8 protein-coding genes are annotated in these 13,862 nt (G+C 45.2%); 3 read left to right on the top strand and 5 right to left on the bottom strand.

All coding sequences use genetic code 11. The annotated features are described in order from the left end of the window. Positions 1-11: 11 nt before the first annotated feature. The 4 genes from GGD38_RS23170 to GGD38_RS23155 all read right to left on the bottom strand — a co-directional run bounded on the left by GGD38_RS23170 (position 12) and on the right by GGD38_RS23155 (position 10,548). Positions 12-965, bottom strand: a complete 954-nt coding sequence (locus GGD38_RS23170; RefSeq protein ID WP_375301768.1) for a DUF5017 domain-containing protein — start codon at positions 963-965, stop codon at positions 12-14. 22 nt (positions 966-987) lie between these two features. After that, complete coding sequence (locus GGD38_RS23165; protein WP_375301769.1) at positions 988-3,000, bottom strand: RagB/SusD family nutrient uptake outer membrane protein; 2,013 nt, start codon at positions 2,998-3,000, stop codon at positions 988-990. Between the two features lie 18 nt (positions 3,001-3,018). Beyond that, entirely contained in the window at positions 3,019-6,234 is a 3,216-nt protein-coding gene (locus GGD38_RS23160; RefSeq protein WP_375301770.1) for a SusC/RagA family TonB-linked outer membrane protein, read from the bottom strand. Positions 6,235-6,369: 135 nt separating this feature from the next. Further along, entirely contained in the window at positions 6,370-10,548 is a 4,179-nt protein-coding gene (locus GGD38_RS23155; RefSeq protein ID WP_375301771.1) for a two-component regulator propeller domain-containing protein, read from the bottom strand. Between the two features lie 100 nt (positions 10,549-10,648). On the opposite strand from GGD38_RS23155, the gene GGD38_RS23150 reads away from it, so the two are divergent. Then, positions 10,649-11,188, top strand: a complete 540-nt coding sequence (locus GGD38_RS23150) for a hypothetical protein (RefSeq protein WP_375301772.1) — start codon at positions 10,649-10,651, stop codon at positions 11,186-11,188. Between the two features lies 1 nt (position 11,189). Here the strand turns inward: GGD38_RS23150 and GGD38_RS23145 are convergent, their stop codons facing one another. Further along, entirely contained in the window at positions 11,190-11,801 is a 612-nt protein-coding gene (locus GGD38_RS23145) for a hypothetical protein (RefSeq protein WP_375301773.1), read from the bottom strand. A gap of 976 nt (positions 11,802-12,777) precedes the next feature. Between GGD38_RS23145 and GGD38_RS23140 the strand changes: the two genes are divergently transcribed. Next, positions 12,778-13,074: an ATP-dependent Clp protease adaptor ClpS gene (locus GGD38_RS23140; RefSeq protein ID WP_375301774.1), complete on the top strand. Its 297-nt coding sequence runs from the start codon at positions 12,778-12,780 to the stop codon at positions 13,072-13,074. Positions 13,075-13,176: 102 nt separating this feature from the next. Further along, complete coding sequence (gene aat, locus GGD38_RS23135) at positions 13,177-13,824, top strand: leucyl/phenylalanyl-tRNA--protein transferase (protein ID WP_375301775.1); 648 nt, start codon at positions 13,177-13,179, stop codon at positions 13,822-13,824. Positions 13,825-13,862: the final 38 nt, after the last annotated feature.

The raw sequence follows: 13,862 nt of genomic DNA, 5'->3' as shown, positions 1-13,862 counted from the left end.
TATATCTCTATTTATTGAATCGTTAAATCAACGGTGCTAACCGCACTATTTTCAGCATCGGGCGTTGCATTGGCAGCAACAAACGTGGCCGTATACCTGCCTGCCTTACTGTATACATAGGTGTAGGATGGTAAACCTAATGTAATGCTTTTTATGGCTACGCCGGCATCGGGTGTTACCTTTTGAAGATCGAGCGGGCCCATGATGGTCCAGGCTTCTGCCGGGCTGGTAGCTGCGGCCGCAGTGGCGGCTCCGGTTATCACCAGCGAAGTGCCGGGCGTTACCACCCAGTTATAAGTATTGCTTATTGGGTAGGCTACCCAACCCGGACTGAACGTTGACACCCCGCCGTAATTGGTCGTAATTGGCGTATTATTCGCAGCCAGGCTGGCGATGGTATATGCGCTGCCATCTTTTAAAGTATTGGTAACCGTAAGCCCGGTAATGGTCCATTTGTTTTGAATGGCCTTATCTGCTGCCTCGTATTTAAATGCAATATATACCGGCGTACCATTCGACAGATCGCTTAAGTCTATAGCACCCGATGCCGTTGCGGTGGCATTGGTAGCCCAGGTAGCGCGAGATGTAATGTTGGTCCAGCTGGCGGCCTTAATATTCGCCTGTGTGGCAGCAGTATCGCCCACTACAACACCTTTAAAATCGGCTGATGCCATCAATGATAACGGTCCGTTTTGTGCGTTGGTGTTCAGCGCCGTTGAAAATTGCAGGGTTGGAATACCCGCGGCGGTTACCCGGTTGCGGTATTCGTACTGGCGGCCCTGTTCGCCTGAATAAAAAGTAATAGTGGTTGGGTCGCCTTCTACAGTAAATTTCACATTACTTCCGGCATGGTAAGCGGCGCTATCGGATGTTACGCTAAACGACAGCGCATCCACCTTCAGCTTCTTTTCACAGGCTACAAATACAGTGAGCCCGGGCAGTAGTAAAAAAAGTAATTTTCGCATGTGCGGTATTTTTACGGGCCGTTTACCAGCCCGGGTTATTTAATGTGATGGCTTTGTTTACACTCATTTCACCTGAGGGTATGGGAAACAACAGGTTTCTTTCCGAAACATTATTATAACCCAATGCAGCTTGTGTTTTTGTATTGGTTGTCACTATTGCCGCGTTGGCAATATCTGTTGCTATTGCTTTCATGGTTGGAACAAAAATACCCCAGCGTATAAGATCGGGCCGGCGTAACCCTTCAAAACACAACTCACGCGCCCGCTCATTTTGAATATCGGTAATGGTAAGTGAAGTAAGATCAACATCTGCCTTTGTAAGTAAGGTGGTAGTTGCGGTAGCGGCCACACCTGCATACGTAAATACTGCTCCGGTAACATTGGCATCGGAAGCGCCGCTTGCCTGTGTAGGGCCTGTTGTTGTTGAAATACCGGCCTTAGTTACCGTATATACATTACCATTATTGATCACCTGCACATTTAACGCATAGTTGTTTTTGGGTTGCCATGCATTGCCTATATATACAAGCGGCGCACTGGCAAAACCTGAACCACCGGCCGTTAAAGTAACACCGGTGATCTTTCCGCCGGAAACGGTGGCCGTATAAGCAAGCCCCGACCCTGTATTAGTTGAACCTACAACAGGCGCCGTTGTATAACCTGTACCTTGTGTTAGTAAGGTTATTGTTTTCACCGGGGCCGTGCCGCCGTTTACGCCATAACCGCGCTCCCGCACTTCATTGATAGCTTTTAAGGCGGTTGCTGTAGAACCATTTACATTCAACTCGGCTTCGGCCTGCATCAACAACACATCGGCATAACGCAGTATGGGAAAATTAACAGGTGTATAGTTCTTGTTCTTTGGATAAACCTTTTCGTACGATCTGCGCCATTTGGCCGGTGTACGGTTCCATGCAAAGGCGCCGGTAATAGGTGTTCTGGTTACCAATGGCGGCGATGTGCTTGTAGTAACCGTATAGTTAAAACACTGAATAGCCCAATCGCGGCGCGCATCAGTATACTCGTACAGGTTATACAACTTGCCGGTGGTCCATATAAAGCCATAGCAATAACCAGTATCGGTATAAATAAAATCCGATGCGCCTGAAGCATTACTATAGGTGGCGGTATTGGTAAACGGAATGCCATTGGCGCTGCCTACCCAGCCACCGGTTTGTTGGGTGGTAGTATTGTTACCGGAGAAATCGGCCTCCCACATTTGCTCGCGAATATCATAAATGTCCGATGCTTCATTAATGAACAACTGGCTATAGCTGCTGTTCAAACTGTGCAATCCCGTAGCCTGTACTTTGTTGGTCCAGGCCAGCGCATCGGCATATTTACTTTTATCCAGCAAAGGATAACCCGCCATATACAAACATACCCTGGCTAAAATACCCTGTACAGTTGTTTTTGAAATACGGCTGCCATGACCAATTTTATCGGCAGTATACACTTTGGCTTCTGCCTCCGTCATATCTTTTAATATTTGCGCGTACACCTGCGCGATGGGTGTACGGGGCACGCTCAAACTATCTAAACTATTGGTGGCGGTGGTCTTTAATGGAATATCGCCAAAATTGCTTACCAGCAGAAAATGATAGTAGGCACGCAGAAAAAGCGCTTCGCCATAAATAGCCTGTGTGGCAATAGAAGTGTCCGCAGGGTTTAAATGCACAATGAGCTCATTGGCTCTTTCTACCCCGGTATATAAACTGCTCCAAAAACTATTTACATCGGTATTGGTATAATCGAAACTATACACCTGCACGCCCGATGTTAACACCCGGCCTGCGCCGCCATAAAAACTTTCATCGGTACAGGCGCCCAGTTGGTAAAACATAGCACTTCCGTATACGGATGCCTGGAACAATGGGTTGTACACGCCAGCCAGCGCATTGGTTAAATTGGCGCCTGTATAATAGGCGGCAGGGGGTAAAAAGCTGGTTGGTTCTGTAGTAAGAAATTTCTTACAGCCCGCCAATGTACCCAACCCCGCCAATAACAAGATGTATATATAATTAAAACGTTTCATTGGTTGTAATTTTTTTAATTAGAAGGAAATGTTTGCACCAAATACAATAGTGCGGGCGCGTGGATAGGGTGAGTAATCGAAACCGGCCGTAAGCACTGAATTGTATGCATTCACCTCGGGGTCCTGACCGCTGTAGTTGCTTAACGTTAACAGGTTTTGTGCACTGGCATATAACCTGAAGCTGTTGATCTTTGCCTTCTTCATTAAAGTACGGGGAAAGGTATAACCCAGGGCCAGCGTTTTAAGGCGCAGGAATGATCCATCCTCCACCGTGCGTGATGAGTAACCACCGCCATAAAATCCATTGGTGCGAAACTGGTTTGTGTTAGTATTAGTGGGCGTCCAGCGATCGTTATAAGAAGCGAACTGGTTTAAATAAGTTTTGTTGAGTGCATTGCCACTGAACACCATGTTATTGGCATTTTGTATATCGTTGCCATAACTCCACTGTAAAAACACGTTCAGGTCAAATCCTTTATAGGTAACGTTGTTATTGAAGCCACCAATATGAACCGGCAGGCCGCGACCAATTACCGTATAGTCAAGCGCGTTCACCACTTTATCGCCGTTGATGTCTTTGTATTTGATATCTCCCGGCTGCACGCTGGCACGTGCATTACCATTTGTGGTTACATCATCTTTTAGCGTATAGCCACCTGCGGTGTTTTTATTAAAGTCTTCGTATTGATAAACGCCTTCCCATACATACCCATACATTTGTCCTAATGCCTTACCCACCTGTGCTATATATGCAGGCGCTGTTGCCCAGGCATTGTCCCACTTTATCATCGACTGCAATGTTTGCTGTCCCTGTGCAAGCCCTAACACTTTGCTTTGGTTGAATGAGATATTAAAGCTTGCATTCCAGGTAAGGTCTTTCTTCTTTACCGGACTAAAGTTCAGTACGAACTCCAGACCCTGGTTCTGTACACTACCCACGTTCATGAACACGGTTGAGTAGCCGGAAGAAGTGGGTACGGATGCATTCAGTAAAAGATTCTTTGTTTTCTTCCGGTAAACATCGGCGGTAAGGCTCACCCTGTCGCCCAGCAGGCTTACATCGATACCTGCATTCAACTGCGAAGTGGTTTCCCATTTCAGATCGGGATTGCCAATGGTTGCCGGCACCGCACCGGTAATGGGTACATTGTTAAAGGTGTACACCGATGTAAGTGCCGGGGTTTGGCTGTAAGTTGCCAAATACGCAAAATCCGACACGCGGTTATTACCCGTGTTCCCATACGATACACGCAATTTTCCGTCAGTGAGTATATGCTGGTCTTTCATGAAATTTTCGCTGGTGAACCGCCAGGCGATGGCGCCCGATGGAAAGTAGGCCCAATGATTTTCGGGTGAGAATTTCGAACTGCCATCGGCACGGAAACTGGCAGTAAACAAATACTTCGACTGATAACTGTAGTTCACCCTTCCAAGCATGGAAGAGGCTGTCCACAGCGAGCCGGTACTTGTTACCGCCAGCGGAGTGCCTTCTCTCAGGTCGTTTATGCCAAGCGATTCGTTTGGCACTTTTATGGCGCTTACGCCATAAGAGGATGTCTTATTGCCCTGTTCAGTAAAACCGGCCACTACGTTGATCGTGTGATCGGTGCCGATATTTTTATTATAGCTGAGCGTGTTCTCGTTCAGCCATGAATTGGTTTCATTATAAATAACCGAACCATTGGCGCCATTAGAGGTCATAAGCGCATTGCCATACGAAGTTTTTGAATTATTGAACACATCGTTGCGCAGCGTATTGCCTGTCAATCCACCGGTAACACGTAATATTAAATTAGGAATGATGGTATACTCGGCATAACCATTCACACTTAAGTTCTTTGTCCGGTTATCGCGTACCAGGTTCTGCAAATTCACAACCGGGTTAAAACGGTAATCTTGTGTTGATGGCACTGAGGCATCGGTAAAATCACTGGTGCTTAGGTCAACTACCCCAATAGCCAGCTGACTGGCCGCGCTGGGCGCAACCGGCCTGTAGCCCCATACACTATACATAAGATTTGAGGTGCCGCTGTTGTTTGTTTGGCTGGGCGCCAAACCATATTGTAACAGGTAGCTATAGTTGGCATTGATGCCCACCTTTAAACGTTTGCTTACCGTTTGATCGAGCACTACCCTGCCCTGGTATCGTTTGTAACCAGAGTTGATGATAACACCATCCTGGTTGAACAGCGAGGTTGACATCAGGTATTTTGTTTTATCATTTCCACCCGAAACCGATAAGGTATGGTTTTGAATGGGCGCGGTTTGCAGCACCATATCCTGCCAGTCGATAAACGCAGCTGTATCCTTATAATATTCAGGCGCGGTGCCGCCGCTATAATATAATTGGTAAGGCGTTGGCACAGTGCCGCTGCCGGGAACGTATGCAACAGTAGATGGATTGAACTCAAGCTGGTATTTTACAAATTCAGCCGGGCTCATCAACCTTACAATTTTATTGGCTTGCTGAAAACCATAACTGGTGCTGAAGTTGATGGTTGCCGTACTGCCTTTACCTTTTTTAGTGGTAATGAGAATTACGCCATTTGCGCCTCTTGCGCCATAAATGGCAGTGGAGGAAGCATCTTTCAATACTTCTATTGATTCAATATCCTGGGGGTTGATGGCATTGTTGTTGGGGTTTTCTATAGGGAAGCCATCAATTACATACAGGGGTGAATTATCCTGGGTAATGGAGTTTGCGCCACGGATAACGATATTGGTTTCGGCGCCCGGCTGGCCATCGGAAGAGGTAACCTGCACACCCGCCACGCGGCCGCCCAGGGCTTCTTCAAACGAACGTACCGGAGCTTTCATCAGGTCGCCCATTTGCACCTGGCTTACCGAGCCGGTGAGGTCTTTTCGTTTTACTTTTCCATAACCGATCACCACGGCGCTGTTCAACTCAGTTGAAACAGGCATAAGCCTTATATGTATGCCCTGCCGCACCTGGGTAACCATACTGCGGCCGGCAAAGCCAACATAATTAATGGTGATCCTTACTGAATCGGCCGTTTTCACCATAATAGAGAAAGTGCCGTCATCGGCCGAAAGACCGCGGCCTAATAATGCCCCCGCAGGAACACTATTAATACTTATGGAGGCGCCGCCAAGGGGTTCACCGGTTTGATCGTTGAAAAGTTGTCCGGCAATGCGGGAGGTAATATTCGACTGGCCATTAACTGTTGCCAGCCCTGCAATACACATGGCAAAAAGTAGAAGGGGTATACGCATAGCAATCTTTAAATGATAAAAGCACTCATTCATCATAGCAGTTCCGGGTTTTGGTAGAACTAATTTGCGTAAGAATTGAAATTATGGCGGGGCAAAAATTCGTTTTTAAGGGGGTAAAAATCAGTTTTTTCAATTCTACCCCTCATTATCAAGGTGTTCGTCCCCCTTGTTTATGAATTCGGTGGGCGATTGACCAAACTGTTTGCGGAATTCCTTACTAAAATATTTGCGGTCGCTAAAGCCAACCCGGTAAGCCACCTCGGCAATTGATATGTCGTTGCCGGGTTGCCGCAACAACTCAGCCGCTTTTTTCAGCCGTACCGATTTTATAAAGTCGGCGATAGACATATCGGTGAGCGCTTTTAGTTTACGGTAAAGAACGGTTTGGCTCATGCCGGCTTTCTTCAGCAACACCGGCACCCCAAATTCGGGGTCTTCCATATTTTCTTCTACCATAGCCACCAGCTTTTGTAAAAACAGGGTTTCGGCAGTTGGCGCTTCCGGCGGTTCTGTCGCAAATGCCAACTGTGCCGGGGGCTGTAAGGTTATTTGCCGGGTGAACTTTTCGCGGTTAATGTTCCGTAGCGAGAGGAGGTTGCGCACCTGCAGTTCCAACACCTGAATAAAGAAAGGTTTGGTAATGTAGGCATCGGCCCCGGTTTGCAAACCGGTAATTTGGGAAGAAGGCGCGGCCCGGGCAGTTAATAATATTACAGGTATGTGGTTAGTGCGTTCGTCGGTTTTTATGCGATCACATAAAGTAAAACCATCGTCCTCTCCTTCCATCATCACATCGCTGATCACCAGGTCGGGGATCAATTCGGTAACGGTTTGCCAGCCACTGGCCCCGTTCGAAGCTTCGGTAATATCGTATTGGGCAGAAAGAGCGTTGCGGATCATTTGCCTGATATCGTCATTATCTTCAACCAGCAACAACGATGGTTTGGCAGTAGTGGTGGCATTCTCTTCTTCAACCATAGGAGTTATTGCCACTTCAATGCCGGGCGCAGTTTGTTTTTCAACCATGGCATTTCGTATGCCAGTAGCGCCGGTCAATTGTTCTTTTGTAAAATGGGCTTTGCCCAGGGGTAAATAAATGGTAAAGCAGGTGGTTCCATTTTGATCATCATCGTTCACAGAAGCACTTTCTATCTCAATACGCCCGCCATGTGCTTCAATAATGCTTTTCGAAAGCGCCAGGCCAATACCCGTACCCAACCCTTTTGGCGTATTACCCATTTGATAGAACCGGTTGAACAATTTTTCCTGCTGTTCTTTGGGAACTACCGGTCCTGAATTACTGATAGCGATAAGCAGCTCTTTTTCATTATCTTCCCTTACCACTACAGTTATATCTCCTCCCTCACTTGTAAACTTAAATGCATTAGAAAGCAGGTTGAACAATACTTTTTCCAGTTGTACGGGATCAAACCAACAGGTTATATTATCAGCTATCTCTATAACATTCACTAAAGGCATGAACATATAAGTGATCGACCGGCTGTTGGCCAGGTCGCGGAACGATAAAAAGATGGTGCGGGTAAACGCCACAATATTTCCTTCACTTACGCTGAGCTGCATATTACCGCTTTCGGCTTTTCTAAAATCGAGCAATTCGCTAACAAGCCGTATGAGCCTGTCGGCATTCTTTTTTACCAATGCCAGCTGGCGGTTTACGGTTGAATCAACCGGTGTGTTCGCCAAAAGATTTTCAACCGGCCCCACTATCAGCGTTAATGGCGTTCGTATCTCGTGCGAAATATTGGTAAAGAAATCGATCTTCTGCTGATGCAGTTCTTCCTGCTGCATCTTTTGCTGATGCTCGTAATACAGATCTCTTTCCAGCCGGGCCTGGCGGCGAAAAAAGCGAATGGTAATATATAATAGCAGCACGGCAACAATGAAATAGATAAGGTAGGCCCACCAGGTTTTCCATAATGGCGGATGCACTACAATTTCCAAACGCGCCGGCTCATTGTTCCAAACACCATCGTTGTTACTGGCGCGAACCAAAAAAGTGTATCGTCCCGATGGCAGGTTGGTATAAGTTGCAGCAGGATTATCAACAATGTTCCAATCCTTTTCAAAACCATCTAACTTATACGCGTAGCGGTTCTTACCCGATTTTATATAATTAAGTGCGGCAAACTCAATAGTGAAGATGTTTTGTGCCGCTGCAAAATCAATGCGCCGGGTATACGACATAGCGCTTTGGAGCAAACCGCTTTCATCGCGTATACCTACGGGCTTATTGAACAACTTCAAACCAGTGAACACAACAGGCGGTATACTTTCGTTTACCCGCATTTGTTGCGGATAAAAACTTACCATACCGGTAAAGCCGCCAAAAAAGAATTGCCCGTTCGCATCGCGGTAATAACTGTTATAGTTAAACTCATTACCCGGCAGGCCATCGAAAATATTATAGTTCAATACCTGGCCCTTATTGCCATTGAAACGGCAAAGGCCATTCTCGGTGCTCAACCATAAGTATCCCTGCTCATCTTCGAGAATGCCGCGTACATTATTACCCGGCAATCCGTTTTGCATGGTGTAGGTAGAAAATGATTGTGTATTGGGATGGTATAAACTCAGTCCGCCATCATAGGTGCCGATCCATATTCTGCCCTTACTGTCTTCCAACATGCAGTTGATATAATCAGAGTTCAGACTATCCTTATTTCCCGGTTGTTTATAGAACCAGGTAAAACGTTGTTCGCCGGGCGGTAATACGTTTAGGCCATGGGCAGTACCTACCCAAAGATTTTTATGGCGGTCTTCATATACCAACCGCACCCAGTTGCTACTGATGCGAAAACGCGAAGCAGGATGGGTGGTAAAGTTTTCGCTGCGCCCTGTTTCGCGGTTAAATAAATTCAACCCTTTACCATAAGCGCCCACCCAAAAACGGCCCCGGCTATCTTCGCCCATGCAAATTATGTTATCGCCCGAAAGAGACGTGCTGTCATCGGCATTATGCCGGTAATGCGTAAAGGTTTTTGTGGCAGGGTTAAAACGGTTCAACCCGCCATCGTAGGTGCCAATCCACATTACATTTTGCTTATCCTTATAAATAGCTTTTATAAAATTGCGGCTAAGGCTGCGCGGGTCAGCAGGGTCGTTCTTATAATGAATGAAAGTATTTCGCTGGCAATCGAAGTAATTAAGCCCTTCTGCTTCGGTGCCTATCCATAAGTTTTGTTTTTCATCGGCGGTAATGGCGCTTACGACGTTACTGCTAATGCTGTTCACCAGCCTGCTTGTTTTGTATATGGTGAATGGGGTTGCAATAGCATGGGTTACATTTACACCGCCGAAAACTGTGCCTACCCATAATGAACCATATTTGTCGATATACAGGTCGCGAATAGAATTATTGCTCAAACTACCTGCGTCTTCAGGATCGTTACGATAAACCGTAAATGCTCTGTTGGCGGTTTCAAAATAGTTGAGTCCGTCGATGGTTGCAATCCACAAATTCTGCGACTCATCAACGATCATCTTTCGAATGATGTCGCTGCTGATGCTGCCGGGTGTATGATTGCTATGGGTAAAATGCTGAAAGTTGTTTGTATTACGATCGAGCAAATTGAGGCCGCCGCATTCGGTGCCAACCCAAAGCTCACCCCTGCATTCAACGATGGAAGAAACATTATTACAACTCAAACTGCCGGCTACATTCGGTTGATGCGTAAAGTAAGTATAATTTGCTTTTCCATTTTTATAGTTCATGCAAACCAGTCCGCCCGCCGTGCCCACCCATAATGCACCCTGCTTATCTTCACAAATGGCATGTATTTCATTCATACCAACACCGGGAAAAAAGTTTTGGAAGCGGCCGGGGTTTTCGCCGGTCAGCAGGTTAAGCCCATTATTAGTGCCTACCCAAATGCGACCTGAACGGTCTTCATAAATACAATTGATATAAATCTGACTGATGCTGCCGGGGCGGGTTGAATCGGCTAACATGCGTTCAAAGGCATCTTTTTGGGGCAGGTACAGGTTAAGACCGCGTTGTGTACCTACCCACAAACGATTGCGTCGATCGCGCAGCAAGGCAAAAACATAATCGTTTGAACTGATGGAGTTGGTATCGCCGGGAATATTCCGGTATACCTGAAACGAGCGGGTATTGTAGCGGTTAAGACAGTTGCGGGTACCGAACCACATAAAACCGGCGCTGTCCTGTACTATGGAGATCACGGAGCTTTGCGACAAACCATCCTCAACTGATAAATGAGTAAAGCGCCGCCCCTGGGCCAGGCCGTTCACTCCTGTACATAACCATGCGCAAAACAAGAGCACGGAAAACATGTACTGTTGCAGTAGTTTGGGATTATGTTGGTCGGTCATCAAAACTTACTCACGAAAATTATACGGGTTGTGGTTGCAAGGAACAGGTAAAAAGGGGAAAATGGTATTGGTAACAAATGTAACTAAAAAAGAGGCTTATATTAGCAGAAATAGCAAACCTGTTCGTATGAATACCGCTTTCTATATAAACAACCTCAATTTCGTTGAAACCTGGTCGTTTAACCGCGAGGATGACGGCACTTTGTCAATGTATGCTTTCGCAACAGAAGAAGGGCTGTTTCAACCTGGCAGTAAACGAACCGGCACGTTCAAAAAAGACCACCCGACTGCAGAGCGGATAAAACAAATACTGCAAACAGAGATTGAAATATCTATGAGCTATTTGTGTGCCCCGGTTTACCGCGACGCGTTGGTGTTTTACGACAAGAACGATAAAGTGATCTCTATCCTGAACATTTGCCTAACGTGTTTGCACATGACTGCGGAAAACATTCCTGATGTAAAGGGGGATTATAAAGCCTATGAATGGTTGAAAAGATTGTTTATTGAGCTTGGGCATGCGGTAGAGAACCCCGGGTATAGTATTATTGAGGATTTTGATAAGATGAAGGCGAAGGTGAGGAAAAAGAAGGAGCAGTAATTCAACTATCCGCTTCATGCAACGTTTCAAAAACCTTTTCTATAAGGTAAAATGCCGAAACTACGATCATTACATTGCTGGTATTGGTTTCAATAGTTCCACTGTGAAGATAATAATTCGTATTAAACCGTTGCCACCAGGTAAGCTGATCAACCTTTAGCGTGTACTCCGCATAGGTATCTCCATAAATACCGTACAGCATGAATTTAAAACACTCCCCGGATGGAATACCTGATGGAATTCGTCGAAAATTATAAACTGCTTTATCCAATGTAACGGTGCCATTAGGCTCTGTAGGTACATCCTGCCAGAAAAGACGCATTTCGCTGTCGATAAATGTATACTCCCCTAACTGGTTATTCGAAGGATCAATAAGCAGGTATTGCGGCTTTTTCCAGATCTTCTCGTTTACCGACACTGTAAGTTTTTTACCTTCAATTTCAATAAACTGTTCTTTAGCATAATAATAAAATTGCGCAGCCGTGATTCCATTATCATCAATTAGCTTATATAAACACAGTTGTTTTCGTGAGTTACCGGTTACAGGATCGTTGAGAATTTCCCTGGTGAAGGTGTATCGTTTTACGTCGGAAGAGTTGGGCTGAAGGGTCATGCATGCTAAAAATAATCATTTTACGGCCAATACAAAACTGGAAAGTATTCCAACGATCTTTAAACAAATTACTGACTTTACAACTATTTGTAAAATCTTTAGGGAATTCCCGTTTCCCTAAAGGAAATTGCAAAACCTTACAGGTATTTGCAAAACCATACAGGTAATCGCAAAACCTTCCAGGTATTTGCAAAATCATTCAGGAAAAGCGAAAAGCTTTCGGAAAATCGCAAAACCCGAAAGGAAAGCTCGTTTCCCTTCGGGAATCTGAAAAACCTTGCGGGAATTTGTAAAACCTTACGGGAAACCAGATAACCTTACAGGAATTTGCAAAACCTTACAGTAATTCGTAAAACCCGACGGGAATTTGAAATTCCCGTCGCGAAATTGTGATTTGATGGTTTTAATGGTTGATTTACAGTTAAAATATGGCCCGGTTTTAAAAATTGACCCTGTAAACAATCAATAAAGCCCCATTAATTGATCTGTTTAAAGGTTCAAAACATAAACAGGCATAACAACAACCCAACCCACCCGCTATTTAAAGTTGTTGGCCTTGCATTTCGTTCAACATGCTTTGAAAAATGATTGATGAGGCCTTTGAATTACTTAATCATTGCTAAAACAAACCTGTTTAGCAGCACAATTCAATAAACATCACCATCAACAACTTTACATGCATTCTTTTCAAACTTATTCCTACTGTTCAATTACTTACAAAACCAAACAAAAACTAGCCATTCCTGTTATATTCAACCAATTTTGCTGCAATGCCGCTTAACCGGCCCGGTGGTGAAACTACCCGATGGCAAACACCCGTGTAACAGGCCCATATTTACTCTTTTTTGTATTTACAACACTTTATTTACTCTTAATGAAGCATTTACGTGAAAAACACCCTTTCTTAAAAACCAATAAAAGAGCTTGCTATGCGCCAGGTATTTTTATAAATTTGTAACGGATTAAACCATAGTATATGGCTTTTGACGGATCAGTAAAACCACATTATGAAGAGGAAACCGATGTGCTCACTACAACGGAAGAGCCATACAGTTTGATTGTATGGAACGATGAGGTGAACACATTTGAATGGGTTATTGAAACCCTGGTTGAAGTGTGCGGCCATTCTACCGAACAGGCGGAACAATGCGCATACATCATCCATTTCCAGGGCAAATATGCCGTTAAACAAGGCTCTTATGATGAGCTAAAACCCCAATGCGATGCCATCACCGACCGTGGCATTGGCGCAACACTTGAAGTACTGGCCTAAGTTGCTGGTATATTCTTACTAACCTTTGCTTGCCTCCTTGCCTTAAGGCTTACACTTACATTTCTCTTTTTATTATTTTTACGGCAACCAACCACGCCCGGAATGCCTCTATTTGCTTTGGATAACGAGATAATTTTTCCTCCTGTTCACCTGGCCGAACCAGATGGATTGCTGGCTGTTGGCGGCGATCTTTCAACCGAACGTTTATTACTGGCCTATCGCCAGGGTATTTTTCCCTGGTACGAAGGTGAACATATACTTTGGTGGTGCCCCAATCCACGCTTCATTCTTACCCCTGCTACCCTGAAGGTGAGCAAAAGCATGAAACAATTACTTAAACGCGAAGTATTCACCTTTACCATCAATAAAGCATTTGCCGATGTAATTAATAATTGCAAAAGCATTGACCGGCCCGGACAAAACGGCACCTGGATCACCAATCAAATGAAGGACGCCTACATTCGTTTACACCGGCTGGGTTTTGCGCACAGCGCAGAAGTTTGGGAGAACGATGAACTGGTGGGCGGTTTGTATGGAATTCGTTTGGGAAAAGTTTTCTTTGGTGAAAGCATGTTCAGCAAAGTGAGTAACGCCAGCAAATATGCCTTCATTAGTTACGTGCAGCAATTACAACAGGAAGATGTTCAACTGATCGATTGCCAGGTTTATACCGAACATTTAGAAAGCCTGGGCGCTCAAATGATAGCGAGAGAAGATTTTGTTCAGCTATTGCAGAAGCTTATTGAATAGTTAATTTAGTTGACTGGTTAACGAGTTAACCAGTCAAC

This window comes from Niastella sp. OAS944 (genome assembly GCA_024809215.1).
Taxonomy (GTDB): Bacteria; Bacteroidota; Bacteroidia; order Chitinophagales; family Chitinophagaceae; genus Niastella.
This window is presented reverse-complemented; position numbering and strand designations above follow the sequence as displayed.

Coding starts and splice junctions, on each gene's coding strand:
- GGD38_RS23165 (WP_375301769.1), bottom strand. CDS start 3,000: ATGAAACGTTTTAATTATATATACATCTTGTTATTGGCGGGGTTGGGT.
- GGD38_RS23140 (WP_375301774.1), top strand. CDS start 12,778: ATGGCTTTTGACGGATCAGTAAAACCACATTATGAAGAGGAAACCGAT.
- aat (WP_375301775.1), top strand. CDS start 13,177: ATGCCTCTATTTGCTTTGGATAACGAGATAATTTTTCCTCCTGTTCAC.
- GGD38_RS23145 (WP_375301773.1), bottom strand. CDS start 11,801: ATGACCCTTCAGCCCAACTCTTCCGACGTAAAACGATACACCTTCACC.
- GGD38_RS23160 (WP_375301770.1), bottom strand. CDS start 6,234: ATGCGTATACCCCTTCTACTTTTTGCCATGTGTATTGCAGGGCTGGCA.
- GGD38_RS23155 (WP_375301771.1), bottom strand. CDS start 10,548: ATGTTTTCCGTGCTCTTGTTTTGCGCATGGTTATGTACAGGAGTGAAC.
- GGD38_RS23170 (WP_375301768.1), bottom strand. CDS start 965: ATGCGAAAATTACTTTTTTTACTACTGCCCGGGCTCACTGTATTTGTA.
- GGD38_RS23150 (WP_375301772.1), top strand. CDS start 10,649: ATGGTATTGGTAACAAATGTAACTAAAAAAGAGGCTTATATTAGCAGA.